The organism is Mesorhizobium shangrilense (assembly GCF_040537815.1).
Taxonomy (GTDB): domain Bacteria; phylum Pseudomonadota; class Alphaproteobacteria; order Rhizobiales; family Rhizobiaceae; genus Mesorhizobium; species Mesorhizobium shangrilense.
Genome location: NZ_JBEWSZ010000001.1, coordinates 2870056 through 2894762 on the forward strand (window position 1 = coordinate 2870056; position 24707 = coordinate 2894762).

At 63.4% G+C, this 24707-nt stretch carries 23 protein-coding genes and 2 pseudogenes; 6 read left to right on the forward strand and 19 right to left on the reverse strand.

Annotation, left to right across the window (positions count from 1 at the left end):
• The first annotated feature begins 130 nt into the window (after nt 1-130).
• On the forward strand, nt 131-1000 hold the full coding sequence (locus tag ABVQ20_RS14285) for a LysR substrate-binding domain-containing protein (RefSeq protein WP_354460151.1): 870 nt from the start codon (nt 131-133) through the stop codon (nt 998-1000).
• A gap of 314 nt (nt 1001-1314) precedes the next feature.
• On the opposite strand, the gene ABVQ20_RS14290 is transcribed toward ABVQ20_RS14285, so the two are convergent.
• The 13 genes and pseudogenes from ABVQ20_RS14290 to ehuR all read right to left on the reverse strand — a co-directional run bounded on the left by ABVQ20_RS14290 (nt 1315) and on the right by ehuR (nt 12736).
• Nucleotides 1315-1689, reverse strand: a complete 375-nt coding sequence (locus ABVQ20_RS14290; protein ID WP_354460153.1) for a hypothetical protein — start codon at nt 1687-1689, stop codon at nt 1315-1317.
• 218 nt (nt 1690-1907) lie between these two features.
• A pseudogene (locus tag ABVQ20_RS14295) lies at nt 1908-2459 on the reverse strand (efflux RND transporter permease subunit); the annotation flags it as partial.
• A complete protein-coding gene (locus tag ABVQ20_RS14300) occupies nt 2453-2599 on the reverse strand; it encodes a hypothetical protein (RefSeq protein ID WP_354460154.1) in 147 nt (48 codons plus the stop codon). The pseudogene ABVQ20_RS14295 and the gene ABVQ20_RS14300, both read right to left, overlap by 7 nt.
• A 260-nt stretch (nt 2600-2859) precedes the next feature.
• Nucleotides 2860-3861: a N(2)-acetyl-L-2,4-diaminobutanoate deacetylase DoeB gene (gene doeB, locus ABVQ20_RS14305; protein ID WP_354460156.1), complete on the reverse strand. Its 1002-nt coding sequence runs from the start codon at nt 3859-3861 to the stop codon at nt 2860-2862.
• A 5-nt stretch (nt 3862-3866) separates the two neighbouring features.
• The gene (doeA, locus tag ABVQ20_RS14310) at nt 3867-5045 is read right to left on the reverse strand and encodes an ectoine hydrolase DoeA (RefSeq protein WP_354460158.1); all 1179 of its coding nucleotides are present in this window, start codon (nt 5043-5045) and stop codon (nt 3867-3869) included.
• 38 nt (nt 5046-5083) lie between these two features.
• Nucleotides 5084-6076 (reverse strand): ectoine utilization protein EutC, encoded by a 993-nt coding sequence (eutC, locus tag ABVQ20_RS14315; RefSeq protein WP_354460159.1) that lies wholly within the window; start codon nt 6074-6076, stop codon nt 5084-5086.
• A complete protein-coding gene (eutB, locus tag ABVQ20_RS14320; RefSeq protein WP_354460160.1) occupies nt 6073-7068 on the reverse strand; it encodes a hydroxyectoine utilization dehydratase EutB in 996 nt (331 codons plus the stop codon). Before eutB ends, eutC begins: the two co-directional genes overlap by 4 nt.
• A gap of 264 nt (nt 7069-7332) precedes the next feature.
• Nucleotides 7333-8109 carry an ectoine utilization protein EutA gene (eutA, locus tag ABVQ20_RS14325; protein ID WP_354460161.1) on the reverse strand — a complete coding sequence of 259 codons (777 nt, stop codon included), beginning with the start codon at nt 8107-8109 and terminating at the stop codon, nt 7333-7335.
• Nucleotides 8110-8112: 3 nt separating this feature from the next.
• Nucleotides 8113-8772 (reverse strand): ectoine/hydroxyectoine ABC transporter permease subunit EhuD, encoded by a 660-nt coding sequence (gene ehuD, locus ABVQ20_RS14330; RefSeq protein ID WP_354460162.1) that lies wholly within the window; start codon nt 8770-8772, stop codon nt 8113-8115.
• A gap of 16 nt (nt 8773-8788) precedes the next feature.
• Complete coding sequence (ehuC, locus tag ABVQ20_RS14335) at nt 8789-9448, reverse strand: ectoine/hydroxyectoine ABC transporter permease subunit EhuC (protein ID WP_354460164.1); 660 nt, start codon at nt 9446-9448, stop codon at nt 8789-8791.
• 66 nt (nt 9449-9514) lie between these two features.
• On the reverse strand, nt 9515-10366 hold the full coding sequence (gene ehuB / locus ABVQ20_RS14340; RefSeq protein ID WP_354460165.1) for an ectoine/hydroxyectoine ABC transporter substrate-binding protein EhuB: 852 nt from the start codon (nt 10364-10366) through the stop codon (nt 9515-9517).
• A gap of 68 nt (nt 10367-10434) precedes the next feature.
• Nucleotides 10435-11226: an ectoine/hydroxyectoine ABC transporter ATP-binding protein EhuA gene (gene ehuA / locus ABVQ20_RS14345; RefSeq protein WP_354460166.1), complete on the reverse strand. Its 792-nt coding sequence runs from the start codon at nt 11224-11226 to the stop codon at nt 10435-10437.
• Nucleotides 11227-11350: 124 nt separating this feature from the next.
• Nucleotides 11351-12736, reverse strand: a complete 1386-nt coding sequence (ehuR, locus tag ABVQ20_RS14350) for a MocR-like ectoine utilization transcription factor EhuR (RefSeq protein ID WP_354460167.1) — start codon at nt 12734-12736, stop codon at nt 11351-11353.
• A gap of 83 nt (nt 12737-12819) precedes the next feature.
• Here ehuR and ABVQ20_RS14355 point away from each other — a divergent pair, with 83 nt between their 5' ends.
• From ABVQ20_RS14355 to ABVQ20_RS14370, 4 genes and pseudogenes are all read left to right on the forward strand, one after another.
• Nucleotides 12820-13311, forward strand: coding sequence for an Lrp/AsnC family transcriptional regulator (locus tag ABVQ20_RS14355; RefSeq protein WP_354462178.1), 492 nt, complete (start codon nt 12820-12822; stop codon nt 13309-13311).
• Nucleotides 13312-13440: 129 nt separating this feature from the next.
• Nucleotides 13441-14934 carry an NAD-dependent succinate-semialdehyde dehydrogenase gene (locus ABVQ20_RS14360; RefSeq protein WP_354460169.1) on the forward strand — a complete coding sequence of 498 codons (1494 nt, stop codon included), beginning with the start codon at nt 13441-13443 and terminating at the stop codon, nt 14932-14934.
• A 31-nt stretch (nt 14935-14965) separates the two neighbouring features.
• Entirely contained in the window at nt 14966-16345 is a 1380-nt protein-coding gene (locus ABVQ20_RS14365; protein WP_354460170.1) for an aspartate aminotransferase family protein, read from the forward strand.
• Nucleotides 16346-16477: 132 nt separating this feature from the next.
• A pseudogene (locus ABVQ20_RS14370) lies at nt 16478-16786 on the forward strand (NmrA family NAD(P)-binding protein); the annotation flags it as partial.
• A gap of 90 nt (nt 16787-16876) precedes the next feature.
• Here ABVQ20_RS14370 and ABVQ20_RS14375 read toward each other — a convergent pair.
• From ABVQ20_RS14375 to ABVQ20_RS14385, 3 genes are all read right to left on the reverse strand, one after another.
• Nucleotides 16877-18004: an NAD(P)/FAD-dependent oxidoreductase gene (locus tag ABVQ20_RS14375; RefSeq protein WP_354460171.1), complete on the reverse strand. Its 1128-nt coding sequence runs from the start codon at nt 18002-18004 to the stop codon at nt 16877-16879.
• An 85-nt stretch (nt 18005-18089) separates the two neighbouring features.
• On the reverse strand, nt 18090-19631 hold the full coding sequence (locus tag ABVQ20_RS14380) for an amino acid ABC transporter permease/ATP-binding protein (RefSeq protein ID WP_354460172.1): 1542 nt from the start codon (nt 19629-19631) through the stop codon (nt 18090-18092).
• A gap of 97 nt (nt 19632-19728) precedes the next feature.
• Nucleotides 19729-20571, reverse strand: a complete 843-nt coding sequence (locus ABVQ20_RS14385) for an ABC transporter substrate-binding protein (RefSeq protein WP_354460173.1) — start codon at nt 20569-20571, stop codon at nt 19729-19731.
• A 232-nt stretch (nt 20572-20803) separates the two neighbouring features.
• On the opposite strand from ABVQ20_RS14385, the gene ABVQ20_RS14390 reads away from it, so the two are divergent.
• Nucleotides 20804-21898 carry a LacI family DNA-binding transcriptional regulator gene (locus ABVQ20_RS14390; RefSeq protein WP_354460174.1) on the forward strand — a complete coding sequence of 365 codons (1095 nt, stop codon included), beginning with the start codon at nt 20804-20806 and terminating at the stop codon, nt 21896-21898.
• 27 nt (nt 21899-21925) lie between these two features.
• Here the strand turns inward: ABVQ20_RS14390 and ABVQ20_RS14395 are convergent, their stop codons facing one another.
• Genes ABVQ20_RS14395 through ABVQ20_RS14405 form a run of 3 tightly spaced genes read right to left on the reverse strand, consistent with a single transcriptional unit; the run spans nt 21926 to nt 24528 of the window.
• Entirely contained in the window at nt 21926-23059 is a 1134-nt protein-coding gene (locus ABVQ20_RS14395; protein ID WP_354460175.1) for a glycoside hydrolase family 3 protein, read from the reverse strand.
• Nucleotides 23043-23414: a hypothetical protein gene (locus ABVQ20_RS14400; RefSeq protein ID WP_354460176.1), complete on the reverse strand. Its 372-nt coding sequence runs from the start codon at nt 23412-23414 to the stop codon at nt 23043-23045. The genes ABVQ20_RS14395 and ABVQ20_RS14400 overlap by 17 nt, the downstream gene beginning before the upstream one ends.
• Before the next feature lie 16 nt (nt 23415-23430).
• Complete coding sequence (locus ABVQ20_RS14405) at nt 23431-24528, reverse strand: lactonase family protein (RefSeq protein WP_354460177.1); 1098 nt, start codon at nt 24526-24528, stop codon at nt 23431-23433.
• Nucleotides 24529-24707: the final 179 nt, after the last annotated feature.

The window sequence follows — 24707 nt, forward strand, 5'->3', positions numbered from 1 at the left end:
CCTCATGACACGACTGTGAAGCCGGGAAAATTGACCGACTTAACATAAGCCAAATCGTTCGTTTCTACCTTTTGAATACTGTGGCTTATGGTAATCTGCCGGTGATTTCGGGTTCACGAAGGCATAGACGATGCGTTACGTTCAGCTGCGGGCCTTTCATCAGGTGGCAATCTCCGGCGGTTTTTCGCGGGCCGCCGAGGCGTTGTTCCTGACCCAGCCGGCCATCTCCGACCAGGTGCGCAAGCTCGAGGAAGAGTATGACGTCCTGCTGTTCAACCGGAACAAGAAACAGGTCACGCTGACGCATTCGGGCCAGAAGCTGCTCGAAATAACCCACCGCATGTTCGACACCGAACAGCAGGCGCTCGAACTCCTGACCGAGTCGCGGGCGCTGCGCTCCGGTACGCTGCGCATCGTCGCCGATGCCGCGCATCATCTGCTTCACATCCTCGGCGGCTTCCGGGCTCGCTATCCCGGCGTGCAGGTTTCAGTCCGCTCCGGCAACACCGAGACGGTGATCAGCAGCCTTTACAGCTACGATGCCGACATCGGCGTGCTTGGCGAAGTGCCGGCCGGGCGTGATTTCGAGGTGCTGAAACTGAACTCGACGCCAATCATCGCCTTCACCTCCGTCGATCACCCGCTGTCGGGGACGAAATCACTGACGCTCAAGCAACTCGCGCAGGAATCGCTGGTGATGCGCGAGCGCGGCTCGAAGACGCGCCAGAAGCTCGAAGACCTGGCTGCAGGTTCAAAGGTCGAGCTCAGACCTTCGATCGAGGCCGAGGGCCGCGAAGCCGTCCGCGAAATCGTCGCATCGGGCGCCGGCATCGGCTTCGTCTCGGCGGCCGAATTCGGCCAGGATTCTCGACTGGTCCCGATCACCATCGATGCTCCCGAAACCTTGATGGACGAAGCGCTGATCTGCCTGCGCGAACGCAGCGGCGGCAAACTCGTGCGCGCCTTCCTCGACATGGCGCGCTCGATGTCGGCGGATTAGGCCGCCGCGAGAACCTCGACCACATCCGCCTTCACCCGCCCGCCTTCGGATCGTAAGGGCTGCGCAGATGCGCAGTTGCCGCATGGCGAACGCCGGCCAGATCAACCTTGAAACGGCCCGTCGGTGAGGAACGCGCCATCGACACCGGCTTCGTTATCGATCAGCCCGAGCGCCACAGAGGCGCGGACCGGTCAAGCTCGATGCGGCGGTGTGAGCGGCACATGCCACTCGGCGGGACGCCGATCGATAGGGTTGCGTCAAAGCCGGCGCCCCGGCAACGCGCTGGGGCACCGTGCGATCATAACCGGCCTGCGTCAGCCGTTCGGATAGTAGCCACCATCGGCGCCGTCACCCATGTAGAAGCCGCCGCCGGCATCGAGCTGTAACTGCTGATCCAGATCCTCAATCTGGTTGAGCAAATCCCGGGATACGCCGCTGCCGACCGCCGAGCGATGGATGCTGTCGGCCTGTATCATCAGATCATGCTCCTGCTCGGGGGTGATCGCCTTTGCATCCCTTGCCTCGACAATTCCTTCCCTCACGCCCTGCAACTGGTCGAGGACCGCCCTTCCCTCAACCGACATCGCCTGCGGTTCAACCCTGTGGCGATGCACGGCGTAAGCACTCGACAGTGGCACCGCCGCCAGAAGCGATGCGATTGCTATGATCCTCGGTGTGAAAGTGCGCATGGTCATGCCTCCTCTTTGACTGGAAAGCGGATTGGATAGCGCTTTCCGAACACGGACCATCTGCTCCCGTCGCGTCGCGATGATCCTCTCATCGCCGGCGGTTCATGGCCCGCAGGAGTCATATGGGGCTGTCGTAACCCACGGCATGGCATGGAACGGAAACGTGACAAAGTGTTGATCGCGGAAACAGAAGTCCGGCCTATCAGCGTCGGCAGCGTCTAGATGGCATAGTCGTCGCCAATGACGGCAGGACCTTTGGGAATAGCCGTTTGCGGCGTAACCTTGGTCGCGGCTGGACGACCCCGGGCCCTTGAGATCCAACGCGAAAAGCGGTCGAGATAGAGATAGACCACAGGCGTGGTGAACGGGGTCAGCGCCTGGCTGACGGCCAGACCGCCAAACATGGCGGAGCCAAGCGGCTGGCGCAGTTTAGATCCCGTTCCGTGGCAGAGCATCAGCGGAACCGCGCCGAGCATGGTCGCCATGGTGGTCATCATGATCGGCCGAAAGCGGATCAGAGCGGCACGGCGGATGGCCTCCTCGCTCGACAGCCCATCCCCGCGTTCGCCCTCGATGGCGAAGTCGACCATCATGATACCGTTCTTCTTGACGATGCCGATCAGCAGGATGACGGCGATCAGAGCGATCAGGCTGAAATCGTGGCCCAGGAGCATCAGGGCCACCACGGCGCCGATGCCAGCGGACGGCAAGGTGGACAGGATGGTCAGGGGGTGGATGTAGCTCTCATAGAGAATGCCGAGGATCAGATAGCCAGATAACCCCGTTCGATCCACGCGCCACTGGCAAGCGCGACGAGCACCAGCCCGGTCACCGAGCGCCTCTTACCCTTCCATGTCTGGCCCTTCGATGTCTGGTCCTTCGATGTCTGGGGACGCGGAGCATCGGACATGGCAAATGTTCCCTGGTTCGACGGCGTGCATCGCGTCGAGCTACAAAACAGAATGTCCTATATCGACGAATGTTCGTTGGCAGCTTGCACGATACTTTGATCATCGAGTGATCAGGGATTGGCGGCGGCGGAGAGCGTCGCGGCATGTGATCGGGCAGTGGTGCCGGCAGTCATGCCTGCCGGCTGAGGACTGACGGCCTCGGACATCACCTGGCATTCTTGCCGGCGTCCGAGGGGCGCTTGCCGTCTTACTCCGGATGTCAGTCGACCCTGACCGCCACCACCGCAGCACAGTCGCCGGCCTTGACCAGGCCGGGAAAATGCCGCGCCGCCAGCATGCCCGACATCTTCGCCTTGATCTCCTGCGGGGCGATGCCGGTGCGGCCAACGGAATGGATGCGCGCCAGCACCGCGCCTTGTTGGACACGCTCACCGAGATCGACCATGGTCTCGATCATGCCGTCATCCTCGGAGAAGGAGAAACAATCGCCAGATGGCATGTCGAGCCATTGTGTTCTGCCCTTCTCGACCGCACCATCAACGATGCCAGCATGGCGCAGCACATTGAGAATGCCGCGCCGCGCGATCCCTACGGTTTGCGCACGCGAGGTGCCGCCGCCGCCAAGCTCGGTGCTGACGAAGACCTTGCCCATTTCCTCCGCCGCCGTGTCGTACATGCCGACCGCATCGATCTCGATCATGCGCATCGAGAACGGTGCAGCGAAGGCCGCGACCGCATCGAAAGCTTTCTGCTCCAATGCCTTGTCGGGCAAAGTGTGCGCGGCGCAGAACGGCACGAAGTCCAGCGTCCTGCCGCCGGAATGGAAGTCGAACACGATGTCGGCGCGAGGCAGCAATTCGCGCTGGAAATAGTCGGCGATCTTTTCGGTCACGGTGCCGTCCGGCCGACCGGGAAATGTGCGGTTCATGTTGCCCTTGTCGATCGGCGACGTCCGCGTGCCGGCGCGGAAGGCCGGGTAGTTCATCGCCGGCACGATGATCACCGTGCCGCTGACATGCTTGGGGTCGAGTGTGCGGGCGAGATCGTAGAGCGCCAGCGGCCCTTCATATTCGTCGCCATGGTTGCCGCCGGACAGCAGCGCCGTCGGTCCGTTGCCGTTGCGGATGACGCAGATCGGGATCATCACCGAGCCCCACGCCGAATCGTCGCGGCTGTAGGGCAAGCGCAGGAAACCGTGCTGGACGCCCTCCTTGTCGAAATCTACGGTTGGGGCGATCGGCGATGGACGGAGAGCGGACATCGGTTTCAATTCTTCACCACCAGCTTGCGCGGCACATTGGCAAGGCACTCTACACCGGTTTCAGTGATCAGGATGGATTCGGTGATCTCCAGTCCCATCGTCTCCAGCCACAGGCCGGTCATGAAATGGAAGGTCATGCCGGGCTTGAGCTCAGTGCGGTCGCCGGGACGCAGGCTCATCGTGCGTTCGCCCCAGTCCGGCGGATAGGATAGGCCGATCGAGTAACCGGTACGGTTGTCCTTGACGATCCCGTATTTCTTCAGCACGGCGAAGAAGCCGTTGGCGATATCCTCGCAGGTGTTGCCGGGTTTGGCTGCCGCGAGCCCGGCCTCCATGCCCTCCAGCGTCGCCTTCTCGGCATCGAGGAATTCCTGCGTCGGCTTGCCGAGGAAGACGGTGCGCGACAGCGGGCAATGGTAACGGTTGTAGCAGCCGGCGATCTCGAAGAAGGTGCCCTCGCCGCGCTTCATCGGCTGGTCGTCCCAGGTCAGGTGCGGCGCCGACGCGTCGGCGCCCGAGGGCAGCAGAGGCACGATCGCCGGATAGTCGCCGCCAATGCCATCGACGCCGCGCGTGCCGGCATCATAGATTTCGGCGACGAGATCGCATTTGCGCATGCCGACTTCGATCTTGTCGACGATGCGCTGGTGCATCGCTTCGACGATGCGGGCGGCCTTGCGCATATAGTCGATCTCGGTCGCACTCTTCACCGCACGCTGCCAGTTGACCAGGGCCGTGGCATCGACAAAGCGGGCATTGGGCAGATGCTTCTGCAGCGAGGCGAAGGCAGCGGCGGAGAACCAGTAATTGTCCATCTCGACGCCGATGGCGAGCTTGCCCCAGCCGCGATCGGCGAGCACGCTGGACAAGAAGTCCATCGGGTGCCGCTCGGTCGACTGCACGTAGTGGTCGGCATAGCCGACGATGTTGTCATGCGAGAGATAGGCGGTGCGCCTGGCGCCGTTGGCGTCCTGGCCACGGCCGTACCAGACCGGCTCGCCCGATGGCGGCACGATGACCGCCTGGTGCACGTAGAACGACCAGCCATCATAGCCGGTCAGCCAGGCCATGTTGGAGGGGTCGCTGACGATCAGGAGATCGACGCCCTTCACCTCCATGGCTTGCCGTGTCTTGGCGAGGCGATCCGCATATTCGCCGCGCGAGAATTTCAGGTTCGGCTGCATTCTTTTGCTTCCTCGTTTGTTGGGCCTTGCGGCCAGCATCAGCTTTCGAAAACGGTTCCAGCGTTCGCCACCCGGGCTCGGTCGCGGGCGAGCGTGGCAATCGCCGTGTCCTGCACACCTGTGCCGGTCAGGTCGGCGACGGTGATATCGCTGGCCGAACGCCTGCCATGCCGTTCACCGGCGATGATCTGGCCGAGTTCGGTCACTTGCTCGTCAGCGGCCATGACGCCGGCCGCGATGGCATGGTGGAGTTCGCCCAGCCGTCGTGTCTGGCGCGCGCTGTCGGCGACATAGAGATCGGCCATGCGCAGGATCGCCGGTGCGATCTCGTTCTTGTGCTCGGCGTCCGAGCCCATGGCGGTGATGTGTTGCCCGGCGGAGATGAAGCCGGCCTTGATCAGCGGCTGGGTCGACGGCGTGGTGGTGACGATGATGTCGGCGCCAGCCGCGGCCCTTGACGCGTCGGGTTCGGCGCGCACGACGATGCCAAGCTTTTCGCGCAAGGCGCCCGCTGTCGCCTCCGCCTTGGCGGCATCGCGCGCCCAGATGCGCGCTTCTGCAATCGGCCGCACCAGCATGAGGGCTTCGAGCTGCAGCCCGGCCTGCACGCCGGCGCCGAAGATCGCGGCGACGGACGAATCCTGCCGCGACAGATGTCTGGCCGCGACCGCACCAGCGGCAGCCGTGCGGACATCGGTGAGATAGCCATTGTCGAGCAGCAGCGCCTCGACCAGACCTGTTTTCGACGACAGCAGCACCATCATGCCGTTGACACTGGGCAGGCCAAGTTTCGGATTGTCGAAAAAGCCGGGGCTGATCTTGATGGCAAAACCGTCGATGCCGGGCACATAGGCGGTCTTCACATCGACCTCGCCGCGATGCTCGGGGATATCGAGGCGCAGGATCGGCGGCATCGCCACCGGCAAGGTGGCGAGCGCGCGGAAGGCATTCTCGACGCAAGCGACAGCATCGAGATCGAGCCTCACCATATTGCGCAGTTCGGCCTCGGTGAGGATCGTCATCCGGCTCATGCGGCGTGCTCCGCGGCTGATGGGGCGTCACCGCAGATGATTGTCCGGTGCAGGCCCATATCGATGTTGCGGCCAGAGAGCAGCACGACCACCGGCCCGCTCACCGTGACCTTGCCGGCGAGCAGCGCGGCGATGCCGACGGCACCGGCGCCTTCGACGATCTCGCGTTCCCGCGCATAGGCATGGCGGATGCCGTCGGATATCTCTTCCTCGCTGAGCAGGATGACATCGTCGAGCAGGTCGCGGCACATGGCAAAGGTCAGCCGGTTGTCGAGGCCGATGCCGCCACCAAGCGAATCCGCCAGCGTCGGCAGTTCCTCCACGAGCACAGGCTTGCCGGCATCGAGGCTGGCCTTCATCGCCGCGCCACGCGCCATCGAGACGCCAATGATCTTTGTCCTGGGGCCGACACCTTTAATGGCAGCGGCAATGCCGGAGGCAAGGCCACCGCCGGACAGCGGCACAAGAACCAGAGCGGCCTCCGGGACCTGCTCGATCATTTCCAGCCCAAGCGTGCCTTGCCCGGCGATGACCGCCGGATGGTCGAAGGGCGGCAGCATCACCAGCCCCTCTTGCGTCACCAGCCGCTCGACCTCCTGCTGCGCATCATCCTGGCTGTTGCCGACAATGCGGATCTCGGCACCCAGACGGCGGATATCATCGAGCTTGTTGCCGGGCACCAGCCGCGACATGCAGATCACCGCGCGCATGCCCTCGAGCTTCGCCGCATGGGCGAGCGCCCGGCCGTGATTGCCGGTCGAAGCCGCGACCACGCCGCGCGCCTTCTCCTCGGCGCTCAGTGAAGCAACGGCGTTCGAAGCGCCGCGCAATTTGAAGCTGCCGGTGGTCTGGCGATGTTCCAGCTTGAGATAAACCGGGACGCCCAAGTGCTGCGAGAGATTCTGGGAATGTACGGTCGGCGTCCGCTCGACCTTGTTGGCGATACGGTCACGGGCGGAACGGATGTCCGCCAGGGCGACGGCGCACGTCATGGGGCGACCCCCTCTGGCCTGCCGGCCATCTCTCCCTCGAGGGGGGAGATCCGCGGCTCATGCGCCACCGCCCTTCTTGCAGCGTCGACAATTTGCGAGGACGCGGCAGTAGCTAGTCTTCCCCCTTGAGGGGGGTAAGGAGTGTTCCGCGCAGCGGACGAAAAGCCAATTGCTGGGCTTTTCGAATGACGAACGCCCGAAGCGGCAGCGAAGGGCCGGAGCCGGCAGGCCAGAGGGGGTCGCTTGTGCACGCAGGACATGATCTTACTGTCCCAGAGGCTGCGTCATCAGACGCCCGAATTCGGGATGTTCCGTCTCGTCGCCGCAGAGGCGCAGACAGTTCCAGGCTGTCGCCTGGTTGCTGGTCACGACCGGGCGGCCGATCGCCTGTTCCATCCCGGTGACCGCGAGCGCACCGCGCAATGCCGTGCAGGACACGAACAGCGCGTCGGCCTGCGCGTGTGTCGCTTTACGCGCGAGGTCGACAAGCGTTGCCGGGGCGATGCGCGCCATCTCGCGATCGTCCTCGAAACCCAGACAGGTGAAGCTCAAGATGTCGAAGCCGCGCGCCGCGAAATACGTTGCCATAGGCCTAGAGGTCTCTACCGTATAAGGGGTGAGGATGCTGATCTGCTTGGCGCCGAACGCTTTCAACCCGCGCACGCCTGCCATCGGCGGCGTGACGACGGGCACACCGGGCTTGGCGGCAAGGATCGCCGCTTCGATCTCCGCATCGCCTATGACCACCGAGGCCGAGGTGCAGGAATAGCAAATGGCATCGAGCGGCTCATCGGGCAGGATCAGGGCCGCGCCCGCCGTCAGCGCCGGCTGCATTTTTCGCAGGTTTTCCGGCGTCGTCGGGTTGGCATAGGGAATGCGCGCGACATAGACGCCGACGCGCTCGCTCGCCACCATTCGGTGAAAGTCCGGCTCGGTCGTATGGTCGGTGGCCAGGATGATCAGGCCAACCCGCTTGTTGAGCGGGCGGTCATCGAGTGCTGGCCGGTTGGGAACAATCTTGATCTCGGGCAAGGATTTCATTGGCTACCTCTCGATCTTGCCGTAGCGGCGTTCCAGCCAGCGCAGCAGCACGACCGAACAGAGACTGATGACGAGGAAGAAGGCACCGACCAGCGTGATCGGCTCGATATAGCGATAGTAGGTGTTGGCGACGCTTTTCGCCTGGTTCATCAGTTCCAGAACGGTGATCGCCGACAAGAGCGGCGTCTCCTTGAACATGGCGATGAAATAGTTGGCCAGCGCCGGGATCATTGGCGGGATGGCTTGCGGGATGATGATGTGCGTCCAGGTCTGCGTGGCGCTCAGGTTGCAGGCCTTGGCGGCCTCCCATTGGCCGCGCGGCACATTGTCGATGCCGGCGCGATAAACTTCCGCCGTGTAGGTGCCGTAGTGCAGCCCAAGCCCGATGACGCCGGCGACCAGCGGCGGCAGCAGGATGCCGATGTCGGGCAACACGTAGAAGATGAAATACAGCTGCACCAGCAGCGGCGTGCCGCGAATGAACTCGGCCGCCCAGCCGACGGTGCGCGACAAGGCCCTGTTTGGCGAACGGCGCGCCAGCGCGATGCCCAGCCCGACGATCGCCGCCAGCACCGAGCCGAGCAGCGTCGCCAGGATGGTGATCTTCACCCCCTGGATCAGCGTCGGCATGATCTGCCAGACGAAATTCCAATCCCAATCCATCAGCGGACCCCGGCCATCAGACGCGCACCCCATCGAGGCCGCGCGCCAGGCGGCGCTCCAGCGAACGCACGCCCCATGAGATGAGCAGTGCCAGGATGAAATAGATGATCAGGATGCTGGTGAACGGCACCATCGTGTTGCCGGTCTGGGCGCGCACCACCTGCGCCTGGAAGGTGAGGTCGGCGAGCGAGATCAGCGAGACGACAGATGTGGCCTTGAGCAGCTCTATGGCGTTGTTGCCGAAGGTCGGCAGCATCACCAGAAACGCTTGCGGCAGAATGACATGGCGCATGCCTTGCCAGCGGCCGAGATTGAGCGCGATGCAGGCCTCGTGCTGTTCGCGGCCGATCGACTGCACGGCGCCGCGCACCACTTCGGCGGCATAGGCGCCGACATTCAAGCCCAAGGCCAGCACGCCGGCCTGCAGCGGAGCCAGCTCGAGGCCGATCAACGGCAAGACGAAATAGGCAAAGAACAGCTGCACGAAGATCGAGGTGCCGCGGAAGAATTCGATATAGGCGGTGGCCAGCGCCCGCAGCACGAAGAAGCGCGACAGCCGCCCCATGCCGGCGAGAAAGGCCATGATCAGCGCTAGCACCGACCCCATCAGCGTCAGCTCGATGGTGACAAGCGCTCCCTGCAATATCAGGCCGAAATAGCCGGACCACTGGGTCATTTAGGTTCCAACGTTGGTGGTTCTTGGGTCCTTCTCCCCGTTTACGGGGAGAAGGAAAGAGGGCGCTTACTTCGCCGAGCAGAGCTTTTCGCGCGTCGTCGACATCGCCGCAGCAGCCGAGAAGCCGTAGGGCTCGATAATCCTGGCGAACTCGCCGGACTTCTTCATCTTGGCGAGTTCGACATCGAAGGCATCGCGCAGCGCCTCGTCGCCCTTTTTGAAGGCAGCGCCGTCGCAATAGACCGGCGCGCCCTGCACCGGGGCGATGACCTCCAGGTTCGGATCATTGGCCTTCTTCATCAGGTCGTTGATCGACAGGACGGGCAGCGAATAGGCGTCGATGCGGCCGTCCTGCAGCATCTTCACGCCGCTCTGGCCGTCCGGCACGACGATGACGCGCTCGCGCGGCACGCCGGCGTTGAGCGCCAGTTTCTCTTCGGTGCCGCCGCCCGGCGCGCCGATCGTGGCGGTCGTGTCCTTGGCGACATCCTCATAGCTCTTGAAGCCCTTCGGATTGCCCTTCTTCACCAGCATCGCCTCGGCGTCGCACAGCACAGGCTCGGAATAGGCGACCGCGGCACAACGCTCCGGCTTCATGAACAGACCAGCGGTGACAACGTCGAAACGGCCGGCCTGCAGGCCGGGGATCATCGCGCCATACTCCGAGATCGAGGCGACGATGTCGGCGACACCGAGCCGCTTGAATATCTCGCGGGCCACGTCGGGCGCCGCGCCCGAAACCTTGCCGTCGGCGGCGACCGCCGTATAGGGCGGCTCGTTGGCGATGGCGACGCGGGCAAACCCTTGAGCCTTCAGTTGCTCGAGCTTGGTGTCGGCAGCCGAACCCACGCTCGAGGCGGCCAGGACGGCTGTAAATGCAAGGCCGGCGACGCCGGCCAGAATGCCAAGTTTTTTCATTGTTCCCAACTCCTTGTTTCTTGTCGTTGTTTGGTTACGGGACGGCCTTGCCACCCGTGGCATGACGGTCAGACGCGATGTCCGGCCGCGATGATCTTCTTCAGGAAGCCTTGCGTGCGCTCCTGTTTGGGATTGCGGAAAATCTCGTCGGGTTTGCCCTCCTCGACGATCTTGCCGCGATCGAAGAACAGCACCCTGTCGGCGAAGTCGTGGGCAAAACCCATCTCATGGGTGACCAGCAGCATGGTCATGTCGGTCTCGGCGCAGAGCCGCCACAACACGTTCAGCACCTCCTCGACCAGTTCCGGGTCGAGCGCAGACGTTACCTCGTCGAACAGCATGATCTTCGGCTGCAGGGCGAGCGCCCGGGCGATCGCCACACGCTGTTTCTGGCCACCGGACAGCTGCGCCGGCATGGCCTTGGCCTTGTCGGCCATGCCCACCATGTCGAGCAGTTCCATCGCCCGCTTTTCGGCGGCGGCGCGCGGCGTGCCCTTGGTCAGCATCGGCGCCAACGTGACATTGTCGATGACGCTCTTGTGCGGAAACAGGTTGAACAGCTGGAAGACCATGCCGATCTTCTGGCGCATTCGGGCGAGATGCCGCTCATCGGCCGGCAGAAGCTGCCCGTTGCGCTCCATGTGGTAGAGCTGCTCTCCCTCGATCTGGATGTGGCCGCCATCGATGCGCTCCAGCGTCATCAGAATGCGCAGGATCGTCGTCTTGCCCGAACCGGATGGGCCGATCAGCGCCAGCTTCTCGCGCGGCATGACCTGCATCGACAGCCCGTCCAGCACCTTGAAGCTGCCGAAGCTCTTCGAGATGCCGTCGATCTTGATGATGGGCGCGGATGCGGACAAATGAATTTCCCCGTGCTGGAGAAGCCAGTGCCCTTAACGATGCGGAACGCGCCAAATCATGTCAATTGGGAAAATAATATCATGACAATTATTCTGATTGCGCACATTTCGAAGCACTATCGGCCTAAATCGCCAGCAACAGATGCTCCGGATCGCCAAGCAGCAGCTTGGTGACAACGCCAAGGCCGGCGCGCAGTTCCCCCTCCGTGGTCGACCCCAGCGAGATGCGCACCGCCGGATGCCATGGCGCGTCCGAGATGCGGAAGGATGTGCCAGGCGCGATCGCCACGCCCTGCAGCCGGGCCTGGGCGACAAAGCTCTCCTCGGCGCGGTCGGCGGGCAGTTGCAGCCAGACATGCAGCCCGTCGCGCCGGGCGCGGTAGTCGACGCCGGCCAGCACCTCGGCCGCGATATCCTGGCGCCGCCGCAACGCGGAGCGTTGCCAACGGACAAGCTCCATCGCCGTGCCGTCGGTCACCCATTTGGTGGCGATCTCCGCCACCATCGGCGTCGCCATCCAGTTGGAAACCAGGTGCCGGTTGGCGACGGCGGCGACGTAGCGGTCGGGCGCGGCGAGATAGCCAATGCGCAGGCCTGGCACGGTGATCTTGGTGAAAGAGGTGACGTAGAGGGTGCGCTCCGGCGCATAGGCAGCGACCGGCGGCGGCCGGTCCTCGACCAGCGGACCCAGCACATCGTTCTCGATGATGGCGATGTCGTGCTTGCGGGCGACCGCCGCGATCTGCTCGCGTCGCGCGGCATCCATCAGTGTCGCCGTCGGATTGATCACCGAAGGCTGAACGAAGACGGCGCGGATGTCCGAGAGACGGCAGGCCTCGTCCAGCGCCTCGGGGATCAGGCCATTGCCGTCGATTGGCAAGCCCTGAAGGTTGAAGCCGAGATAGCGGGCCAGCGGCACCAGCGTGTGATGGCCGATGGCCTCGGTGGCAACGGTCGAGCCTGGCGGCGCCACGCTCATCAGCGCCACCGTCATGCCGGCCGTGGCACCATTGGTCAGGCTGATGTTCTGCGCTGAAGTGTCGAGGCCGCACAGCTTCAGCCATTCGACCGCCACCGCGCGGTGGCGCGGAAACACCATGTTGGGCCGGAACGACAGCGCCGAACTCGACGGCAGGTTCTCGGCAAGCCAGCCCAGCGCCTGCTTCAGCCGCTCCAGATGCATCGGCTCGCAGACCGGCTTCAGGATCGAGAGGTCGATGACCTCGCCGAGGCGCTCCGGCAGATAGGGTGGTTCGGGTTCACGCCGTTGCGTCTGGACAAAGCTGCCACGGCCAATCTCGCCCGAAATCAGGCCGCGCCGGATCAATTCCTCATAGGCGCGGCTGACCGTCTGCACCGAAAGCTTGAGGTCGTCCGCCAGCCGGCGATGGGTCGGCAGCCGCGCCCCATTGGCAAGGCGTCCGTCGTGGATGGCGCGCGCGAACTGGTCGGCAAGCGACTGGTAGGCTGGCCGCCGGATAAGCGCGGGATCGGGTTGCCACAATGTCATGACTTATTAGAGATCCAAATCAGTGCAATTGACAATCGAAATAATGCGCAGTCATGGTACCGTCGACGAAAAAGTGGATGCTGATGACTGCCGCGAAACTCGACCCGATCGACCTGAAAATCCTCGACGCCATCCAGCGCGACGGACGCATCACCAAGCTGGCACTGGCCGAAAAGGTCGGGCTGTCACCGACCCCGTGCTGGATGCGGCTGCGCAAGCTGGAAAAGGCCGGCATCGTCTCGGGCTATCACGCCAGGATCGCCATGCGCGCCGTCGCGCCGGTCGCCACCGTGCTGATGGAGGTGACGCTGGCCAGCCATCGCCAGGCCGATTTCGACCGCTTCGAACGCGTTATCCGCGACATTCCCGAGATCGTCGCCTGCTGGTCGGTGGGCGGTGGCGTCGACTATGTGCTGAAAGTGATGGCACGCGACATCGACGCCTATCAGCGCCTGGTCGATGGCTTGCTCGACCGCGAGATCGGCATCGACCGCTACTTCACCTACATCGTCACCAAGACCGTGAAGGACGACATCACACTGCCCGTGGCCGACCTTTTGCCGGCATCGGTCTAAGGTCGGAGAGATCGTCTACCTCGGCGGCACAATAGAGAGAGTCTCTCTACGGACGGGCCACCAAAGAGCCTCTCTGTCTATCCGTGGCAGATAGTCTTCCCGCATCAACCCGAACCGGGAGGCCAGACCATGTCCGCGCACTTCGCCCGCCAGAACCGCCACGAAGCGCTAGACGGCCTCGCCGACCGCCGGCTGCTGCGCGAACTCGCCTATGTCGATGGCCACTGGACGGCGAGCGAGGCGGCTGAAAGCTTCGAGGTCACGGATCCGGCCACCGGCGCGACCGTCGCCTTCGTAGCCGCGCTCGATGCACAGCAGACAACGAAGGCGATCGATGCTGCCGCGCGTGCCTTTCCGGCCTGGCGATCGCTGCTGCCGCAGGAGCGTTCTAAAATCCTGCGAAAATGGTTCGAGCTGATCATCGCCGCGAAAGACGACCTCGCCCTGCTGATGACTCTGGAGCAGGGCAAGCCGCTGCAGGAGTCACTCGGCGAGATCGACTATGCTGCCTCCTTCGTCGAGTGGTATGCCGAGGAAGCAAAACGCCTGAACGCAGAGAGTGTCACCAGCCATCTGCCGAACGCCGAAATGATGGTTCGGCGTGAACCGCTCGGTGTCGTCGGTGTCGTGACGCCGTGGAATTTCCCATCGGCGATGCTGACCCGCAAGGCTGCGGCAGCACTCGCCGCAGGTTGCACCATCGTTGCGCACCCCTCTTCTGAAACACCACTGTCGGCGCTGGCGCTGGCCGAACTTGGCGAGCGCGCCGGACTGCCCGCTGGTGTCTTCAACATCATCACCGGCAACGCTTCGACGATCGTCGGTCGGATGTGCGAAGACCCGCGTGTCCGCGCCATGAGCTTCACCGGCTCGACCGAGATCGGCCGACTGATTGCGGCGCAGAGTGCGCCGACGATGAAGCGGCTGGTGATGGAGCTTGGCGGCCACGCACCGCTGATCGTCTTTGCCGACGCCGATCTCGACAAGGCGGTGGGCATCGCCATCGACGCCAAGTTCGCCACATCGGGCCAGGACTGCCTCGCCGCCAACCGCATCTATGTCCAGCGCCCGATCCACGAGCGTTTCTGCGCCGCTTTCGCCAGGCGCATCGAGGCGTTGCGGACCGGCAGTGGCCTTGCCGATGACATCGACATCGGCCCGCTGATGCATGAGCGCGCCGTCGCGAAGGTCGAGGAGCAGGTCGCCGACGCGATGAGCCACGGCGCGCGTTGTCTCATCGGCGGCAAGCGGCACCCGGCCGGGCCGCTGTTCTACCAGCCGACGCTACTGGCTGATGTCACTGATGAGGCGCTGATCATGCGCGAGGAGACCTTTGGCCCTGTCGCCGCCGTCACGCCTTTCGACAGCGAGGACGAGGTGGTCGCCCGCGCCAACGCTACCGAATACGGCCTGGTCGCCTATGTCGTGACCGAGAACGGCGCGCGCCAGCAGCGCCTGGGCCGCGCGCTCGACTACGGCATGGTCGCCATCAACCGCGTCAAGATCACCGGCGCGCCGATCCCGTTCGGCGGCATCAAGCAATCCGGTATCGGCCGAGAGGGCTCCCGCCACGGGCTCGAAGCGTTCACCGATCTGAAGTATCTCTGCCTGGACATCTCATAGTTCGTCCGGCCATCCTCAAGGAGTCAAAAGAATGCTCGACCAGTCCAACGAACTCAACGCCTGGGATCGCGACCACTTCTTCCATCCCTCGACCCATATGGGCATGCATGCGCGCGGCGAGAGCCCGACGCGGATCATGGCCGGAGGTGAAGGCGTCACCGTCTGGGACAACAATGGCAAGAAGAGCCTCGATGCCTTCGCTGGCCTCTATTGCGTCAATGTCGGCTATGGCCGCCAGAAGATCGCCGACGCCATCGCCGCCCAGGCAAAGAACCTCGCCTACTATCACGCCTATGTCGGCCACGGCACCGAGGCGTCGATCACGCTGGCCAATATGATCATCGACCGCGCGCCCAAGGGCATGTCGAGGGTCTATTTCGGCCTCTCGGGCTCGGACGCCAACGAAACCAACATCAAGCTGATCTGGTACTACAACAATGTGCTGGGCCGGCCGGAGAAGAAGAAGATCATCTCACGCTGGCGCGGCTATCACGGCTCGGGCGTGATGACGGGATCGCTGACCGGGCTCGACCTGTTCCACAACGCGTTCGACCTACCGCGCGCACCGATCCTGCACACTGAGGCGCCCTATTACTTCCGCCGTGCCGACCGCTCGATGAGCGAGGAGCAGTTTTCGCAGCATTGCGCCGACAAGCTGGAGGAGATGATCCTGGCCGAAGGCCCCGAGACCGTCGCCGCCTTCATCGGCGAGCCGATCCTCGGCACCGGCGGCATCGTGCCGCCGCCGGCCGGCTATTGGGAAAAGATCCAGGCGGTGCTGAAGAAGTATGACGTGCTGCTGGTCGCCGACGAGGTGGTGACGGGCTTCGGCCGGCTGGGCACCATGTTCGGCTCCGACCACTACGGCATCAAGCCGGACCTGATCACCATCGCCAAGGGCCTGACCTCGGCCTATGCGCCGCTGTCGGGGGTCATCGTCGCCGACAAGATGTGGCAGGTGCTGGTCGAGGGTTCCGACAAGCTCGGCTCGCTCGGCCATGGCTGGACCTATTCGGCGCATCCGATCTGCGTTGCCGCCGGCGTCGCCAATCTCGAACTGATCGACGAGATGGACCTGGTGACGAACGCCCGTGAGACCGGCGCCTATTTCCGCGCCGAACTCGCCAAGGCGGTCGGCAGCCACAAACATGTCGGCGACGTGCGCGGCGACGGCATGCTGGCGGCGGTCGAATTCGTCGCCGACAAGGACGACCGGGTGTTCTTCGATGCCTCGCAGAAGATCGGACCGCAGGTGGCGACAGCACTTGCCGCAAGCGGCGTCATCGGCCGCGCCATGCCGCAGGGCGACATTCTCGGCTTCGCACCACCGCTCTGCCTGACCCGCGAGGAAGCCGACATCGTCGTTTCGAAGACGGCCGATGCGGTGAAGAGCGTGTTTGCGGGTCTCTGATTGTCGTTGACAGCGCTGCCGGCAGATCACCTGCCGGCACCTTCTCCTTGTGAAACGAGGAGAAGGAAAGCGCTTCGGCGTCAGCGAGAATGTCCGCAGTCGCGTTTTGACACATAGACATTCCAGTACCGCGTGCCTATTTTCCCCTTCGTCGAAAATGGCTGGCTTGGTCTGGGTAGGCCCAAGCCTTTCGGTAATGGCGTCCAGGGCGGCGCGGTCGCGCGCGAAGCGGCAAGGCGTGGCTTCGCAATCACCGCCCTGGTCCGAGATGGAGCGGGAGGCGCCAACCTTGCGAAAGCAGGGATCGATCTCGCCTTTGGTGATCTGGCCGATCCGTCGTCACTCGACGCTGCCCATGCCGGCGTGACTGAAATCGTGCTCCAGATGCCGATCGGGCCACTCGACGTGATCAGCGGCCTTGCCGCGAATGCCCTGGCGGCGGCAAGGAGCGCGCGGTTCGCATTCGGGAAGCAGCCATGGTTCGGCACAGCTGCCGAACCATGGAAGCGTTCCGTTCCTCTTCTGCGACTATTACCGAGAAAACCGAGCTGGGCGAAAGTTTGCAAGGAGTGGGTGCTCTTTCCCGGTGGCGATCTCGCCGGCCAGCAATTCGCCGGCGATCAGGCCAAGCGTTGCACCGCTGTGGCTGAAGGCAACGTAGTATCCCTCGATGTCCTTCAACTGGCCGAATACCGGCTCGCCGTCTCCGGGAATCGGCTTGGGGCCGACACCGTAGCTTTCCAACCCTAGCTTCGGATGTCCCTCGAGGACCTTCGAGGCTTCGACAAGAAGCCCCTGAACAGTCGAATCCTTCACGCCATAAGTGCCGTCAGGATTGACGACCACCTCTTCTTCCGACCAGGCGGAGTCGAGCGCCAAGGCTCCGTCCGGCGTCGGGCGGATGGCGACGCGCGGCGTATTGAGGACGGCGCGAAGGGCCAAGCTGACCGGCTTGGTCCTGACCAGCAGCGCGATCGGCGTCCCGTCGGCGATATGCCGGCCTGAGTCCGCAACCATTCTCGGCACATTGCCGCCGGTCGCCAGGAGCACCGCATCGGCATCAAAGCTGGTGCCGCTTGTCGTGGTGACGCCGGTGGCGCGACCGTCGACGATCGTGACTGCTGCGCTTCCGGCATCGGTGACAAGCTGGCCGCCACGCTGCACGAATTCCGCAATCAATATCTCGATCAGCGACGGCAGGTCGACCCAGCCTTCGCCCGGATTGAAGATCGCGCCCTGTGGCGTGACAGCGCTTGCATCGATGCCCGGCGCGACTGACGCAATAGCACCGGCGGACAAATGCTGCGCGTCATAGCCGAGAGATTTTTCATGGGCGAAGACATCAGCGATCTCGTTTGAGGCGTTGTCCGGATCCCATGTCAGGCCGCCGTCGAAACGCAACCAGGCAGCATCCGGAAATCTCGCCGACAGCGTCCGGTAGCGGTCGATGCCGATCATGCGCAGGCGATGATACTCGGCCGACCGCTTGCGCGCGGAATTGAGCCACGCCAGCGAGCGGCCGGACGCACCCTTGGCGAGCGGTCCATCATTGACGAGGATCGTTTCGATGCCGAGCCGCGCAAGATGAACGGCCGAGGACACACCGAAAATGCCACCGCCGACAACGACGACCTTGGAGACCGGATGTAATTTAGCCATGGAATATTCTTTCACTGTGTAGAGGATGGATTGAGCGGCCGGCGAAGGCGTGTCTACGCATCTCGGGGCCAAGGGATCGCGCGGATCAAAGCACCTCGGCAAGGAAGTGCTTCAGACGCTCGCTTTTCGGAGTGTCGAAGATCGCAGCCGGTGTGCCGGCCTCGATGATGCGACCTTCATCCATGAAGACGACCTGATCGGCGACCTTGCGGGCAAAGCCCATTTCATGGGTCACGACGACCATCGTCATGCCGCGCCGGCCGAGGTCCGCCATCAGGTTGAGGACACCCTTCACCAGTTCCGGATCGAGAGCGCTGGTCACCTCGTCGAACAGGATGACTTCCGGATCCATTGCCAATGCACGGGCGATTGCCACACGTTGCTGCTGGCCACCGGAAAGACCCCCGGGGCGATGGTGTTTGCGGGCGGCAAGGCCAACATCGGCGAGGCGCGCCTCGGCGATGCGCTCGGCCTCCCGCGCCGGGATTCCCTTGACCTTGGTCAGCGACAGCATGACGTTCTCAAGGGCTGTGTGGTCGGGAAACAGATTGAAATGCTGGAACACCATACCGACACGCCGGCGCAGCTTTTCAGGCTTCATCGCCAGGATGCTCGCGCCATCGAGCAGCACTTCGCCACCCTTTGGCTCGACCAGGCGATTGAGGCAGCGCAACAGCGTCGACTTGCCCGAACCTGACGGACCGATGACGCAAGTGACCGTACCCGGCTTGACCGTCAGGCTGACGCCCTTGAGGACATCGAGATTGCCATAGGCCATGTCGAGATTGCTGATGGCGAGACTGCCGCCCTTGAACCGGGGAAGTGCCGAACTGCCTTCAGCGCTGGTCTCCGAAGGAGGACTGCTGATGGCGCTTTCCAGTTCGCTCACCTCGGCAAGGCCACTGGTGACGAGGCCGGCCTTCTGCTTGCCGACCCGCAACGAGTTGTCGATGTAATTGACCACATGGGTCAACGGCACGGTGATGACGAGATAGAACACGCCAGCCAGGAGCAATGGCGAGAGGTTTCCGGTGACCACCGCCTGGTCCTGACCGACACGGAAAATCTCGCGTTCCGACGCGAGCAGGCCGAGGAAATAGACGAGGCTGGAATCCTTGACGTTGCCGATGAACTGGTTGACCAGAGCCGGCAATACGCGGCGGATGCCTTGCGGGATCACGATCAGGCGCATGCCCTGCCCGTAGCTCATGCTGAGCGCCTTGCAGGCTTCCATCTGCCCGCGCTCGACGCTCTGGATGCCTGAGCGGAAGATCTCGCCGATATAGGCGCCGGCGATCAGGCTGAGGGCGAGAATGCCGAGCGGATAGGGCGACGGCCCGAAGATTTCGCGGCCGATGCGGGCGAAGCCCTGGCCGATCAGCAGAATGGTAACAATCGCCGGAAGGCCACGGAAAATATCCGTGTAGACCCGGGCCGGAATGCGCAGCCAGCGCGATTGCGAAATGCCCATGACGGCCAGGATCATGCCGAGGATAACGCCGAGCACCGTGGACGTGGCGGCGAGGATCAAGGTGTTCTTCAATCCGATGGTGATCATGCTTGGCAGCACGTCAGCCATGGCCTGCCAGTCGAGGAAACTGCGGCGCAGGTTTTCAAGCCAGTTCATTCGATCCCCTTTTCCATTGCGCTATGCGCGCCGTGCCGAAATCTGGCGCGACGCGTGTCTTCCTGCCGCCGGCCATCACGGCCGGCGGCAGGCGCGGTCACTTCTTGGGGAGATATTCGTCAGGCATCGGCGAGCCAGGGAACCACTTCTCGTAAAGCGTCTTCCAGGTGCCGTCCTGCATGGCCGCATGCAGGGCAGTGTTCAGCGCATTGCGGAGCTTGTCGTTGCCCTTGCGCACGACGAAGCCGGCGGGCGCGTCGAAGGAAGGAATATTGACCGCTATCGTCAGCCCCGGATAGCGCTCGCCATATTGCTTGGCGGCCTCATAGTCGAGGAAATGCGCGTCGACAGTTCCATTGTTCAGCGCGGAGACGGCGGAGTTGTTGTCGGGGAATTTAACGAGATCGGTCCCGACAAAATTCTTCGCTGCGTAGATCTCCTGCAGCGTACCCTGCACGACGCCAAGACGCTTGCCCTTGAGCCCGTCCGCGGAAGTTATCGCCTTGTCGGCGGTAAGCACCGACAGGTAGCCTGCGAGATAGCCGTCGGAAAAGTCGACCGTCTTCTTGCGCGCTTCCGTCGTGCCGATCGCCGCGACAGCCACGTCGAAGCGCTCATTGGCAACCGAGGGCATCAGCGCCGAGAACTCCTGGCCGGTGAAGATCACCTGATCCGGTTTGAATCCAATGCGGCTTGCAACATTGCGGAAGAATTCAATGTCGAACCCCGTGAACGTGCCATCCGCCTGGGTGAAAGCGTAGGGTTTGGCGTCTCCCATGGTACCGACGCTGATGACCTTCGCATCGATAAGACCATAGGGATTGTCATCCGCGGCAGCTGCCCGCGAAACCAAACCTGCTCCGATGCACACAACCATAAGAGCCATTGCGCCGGCTCGGACCGGCGACATCAACGACTTGAGAATTCCTGTCCTGCTCATGTCTTCTCTCCACTCTGAAGGTCTGTTCTTCTTGGCATTTACGTAGAGCCCGTAATTTCACACCTCACATCGTCCGTCGCCGCGGAGCGGCCTGCACGCCGGGCTGTCACCACGCCTCTTGTCTCTTCATTTTCCAAAAGAGACCGGTCTCTTATTGCGCGAGACCGGTCTCTTTGATAATCGTTATCGCCAGATTGACCTTCCGTCAACAACTCTTGTAGTCGTTCATCCGATGAAAAGAACCGCGCCCAAAACCCGGTCGATAACAGTCAGCGACGTCGCCCGCGCGGCAAACGTCTCAAAAGCGACCGCCGCGCGCGTGCTCGGCGAATACGGCGTCGTCAGCGACACGATCCGCGCCGACGTCATGGCCGCCGCCAAGACACTGGACTACCGTCCGAACGAACTGGCCCGCAGCATGACCACCGGCAGGTCAGGCATCATCGGGGTGGTGGTCGGCGACATCGAGAACCCGTTCTTCAGCCTCGCGGTGCGCGGCATCAGCGATGTGGCAAGGGCGGCCGGGTTCAACGTCATCCTGGCCAACTCCGGCGAGCGGATCGAGGCGGAAAAGGCGGCTGTGCGGCTGCTGATCGGCAAGCGCGTCGACGGACTGATCGTCACGCCGTCGGAATCGCGTGACATCTCGCATCTGCGCGACATCCACCGTTCAGGCCGGCCGCTTGCCCTGCTTGACCGGGCGCTGCCCGACCTGGATGTCGACACGGTCACGGTTGACGATCGCGGCATCGCCATGCGGGCGACCCGCATCCTTGCGGACGCCGGCCACCGCAACATTTCCTATGTCACCGCCGTCGACTCCGAGGGGCATGAATACCGCGATCTCGGGCAAATCTACACTTCGTCGGTTCGCGAGCGTATCGACGGTTTCCTCACCGTGTGCCGAGAGGCCGGAATTGATCGGCCTGAACGCTATGTTCGCCTTGGTGCGACGAGTCCTGACGAGACGCGAGGGGTCGCCGACAAGCTGCTGTCCGGGCCCGATCGGCCGACGGCGATCCTTGCCTCAGACAGCGTCATAGCGCTGGAGATCTTCAAGGTGATCCGCCAGCGCGGCCTGCGGGTTCCCGAAGACATTTCGCTGATCACCTTCCATGATGCAGACTGGACGAGCGTCACGACCCCGCCCATCACCGTAATAGACCAGCCCGTCTATGCGCTTGGCAAAAGCGTCGCGGAACTGCTCATTCGCCGCTTGAAGGGCGAAACGAGACCGCCTGAAAGGCTCATTCTGCCAACCGGGATCATCGAAAGAGGCTCGGTGGGTCCACCCAGGATGGCCTTGCTGGCCGAGGCCGCGAAGTAGCAGGTAACCTCGACCTGGGTGCACCGCCTACACCGTCGCGGCACCACCTTCTGAAACCTTGCGCGGGCTGTTGTCGCGCAAGGGCGCCAGGGTGCTGTGCTGGGCAAAGGCGTCGTCGGGCAGGCGCCGCACGGCATGCTGTGGCGCGGACGACAACAGGGCGGCGATGCGCTGGTGCGACTGGGCCAGCGTCGCCTCGGCGACAGAGCCGTCGCGCACACCTGCCAGGATATGATCGGTCATGCGCAGGATCAGCGAGGTGTCGGCCCAATAGGCGCACATGCACAGCAGGTCGCAGCCGGCATTGGCGAGCTTGATCGAGGTTTCCGGCCGGTCGAGCATCGACGAGATCGCGGCCATGCCGAGATCGTCGGAGACGACGACACCCTTGAAGCCGAGTTCGCCGCGCAGGATGTCCTGCAGCATGACCTCCGACATCGTCGCCGGCGTGCCGGGATCGATCCGCGGGAAAACGATATGGGCGGTCATGATCATGCGCGCCTGCGCGTCCGCCATATCACGGAACGGCGCCAGTTCGCGGTTGCGGAAGGTTGCGGCATCGATGTCGACGACCGGGAGACCGTAATGCGAATCGACGCTGGTGTCGCCGTGGCCGGGGAAATGTTTTGGGCAGCCCAGAACGCCCTCGGCCTGCATTGCCTGGAGGAACGGCCGCGCCGCCGTCGTCACTTCCTGCGGCGTGGCGCCGAAGGCACGCTGGCCGATGACCGGGTTGTCAGCATTGGAATTGACGTCGAGCACGGGAGCAAAGTTGACGTTGAAGCCAAGCGAGGCCAGTTCGATCCCCATCGCGCGCCCGACATCGGCAGCCTGTTCCTTCCAGCGCCTTGCATAGGCGAATGGCGTGATCGGCGCCGGCGGCCTCAGCACGCCGCCACCCTCATGATCGATGCAAAACAGGACCTCGTCGCGCCCGATATGTTCGCGGATGTCGGCCATCAGCTTGCGGTGCGCCGCCAGCCAGTCGTCATAGGGCGCGTCGGCGAGGAAATTGGCGCGGAAGAACACCACGCCGGCCGGCTTGAGCAGCGACAGCAGCCGCTTGTCGTGGTCGCCCAGCACATGACCCGGCTGGAGGCCGATCAGAAAACGATGTCCAAGCGAGGCAGCCCCCCGGCCGAGATCAAAAGACAAGTCCATTCGTGGCCTCGTTCGCGCCATTGCTCCTTGCGGCCGCTGCCGCGACGGTCTTGTGACAGATTCGATAGGTGTTTGCCCATGGCCGAATCCGCTCGAAGGCGGCACTCGCCGCGATGACATCGGCATCGGCGTTGCGGCGGCCGATGATCTGCAGGCCGATCGGCAGGTTTTGCGCCGACAGGCCGGCCGGCCCAACGGTGTTACCATCGGAGGCATTGGCGACCGGCATCGCCGCCAGGGTTGGACACACCAGAAGATCGTATCGCTCAAACACCGCCTGGAAGGCCGTGAATACCTCCGAACGCATGGTACGGAAGCGCAGCCAGCGAAAGAGCGCGGCCGCCTCTATCACCACTGATTGGCTCGGGAGATCAGCGTACGATCTTCACGCACATCGGCGTGCCGATCTCGATCGAGCATCCGGTGTCAGTCAGCCGGCCGTTGGCGGCATCGCGGGCGAAAATGGAGATGCGGTTGGCATTCTGGTTGGCCGAGAAAAGGTGGCCGCCTGAAGGCGTCAGGGCCAGGTTGCGCGGCGTGGCGCCGCCGCAGGGGACATAATCCACCAGGCTCAACGCTCCGGTCTGCTGGTCGACGGCCATGATGACGATGCTGTCGTGGCCACGGTTCGAGCCGTAGACAAACCGGCCATCCGGCGAAATCTGGATATCGGCGCAGTGGTTACTGTCGCGCGCCTCGGTGGGCACCGCCGGCTTGGCATCGATCAACGACAGCTTGCCCGTGGCTTCGTCCAGCGCCATCGACACGATGGACGAGTCCAGTTCGTTCATGACGAAGACGAAGCGCCCTTTCGGGTGCAGGGCAAGATGCCGCGGGCCGGCACCGGCTGGCAGAGCGGATTCGGCGAGCCTGCTCAGGCTGCCATCGCTCTCGATCCGGTAGGACACCAGCCTGTCGATGCCGAGATCGGCGACGATGGCTGTCCCACCAGCGATGGTTTCGGTGACGCTGTGGGCATGAGAGCGCTCTTGTCGTGCTGCATTCGGACCAGTGCCGGTGTGTGAAACGCTGGCCAGCGGCGCCGACAACGCACCATTCTTGTCGAAGCCGTAGACCGCCACGGCTCGATCTGGGCCGCCCTGCCCCATGCCGTAATTGGCGACCAGCAGTTTGGTCCCGTCGCGGGTGATCATGTTGTGGGCGGTGATGCTACCCAGCGAAGGCTGCTTATTCAGATAGCCCAGCGTGCCCGAGGCGCGATCGAAGCCGTAAGCCGACACCGTCCCCTCACGCCAGGTGAACACTTCCGAGTTGGCATAGATGCGCGAGCCGTCCGGCGTCACCGACAGGAATGTCGGGTTGTCGACATCGTTGGTCTCGGCCAGCTTTCGTGTCTCCAGCGTCGCTTCATCAAAGCTGTAGACGCCGAGGCCAACGCCGCGCGCGCCCTGAAAATATGGCGCCTCGCGGTTCAGGCTGCCGACAAAGACCAGACAGGCATTTTGCATGATTTCCTCCCCTGTTCCGCCAGCGCATGCGCACCCGGAACGGCCAAAATTTCGCCGAGACTCGCTTGCAACGCAACCCCATATGTGAAAATACTATTTACAAAAGAAGATTGACGGGAGGAGACGTCATGCATTTTGACGCTTTGACGCGTGTTCCGACGGTTTGGCTGCGCCTTGCG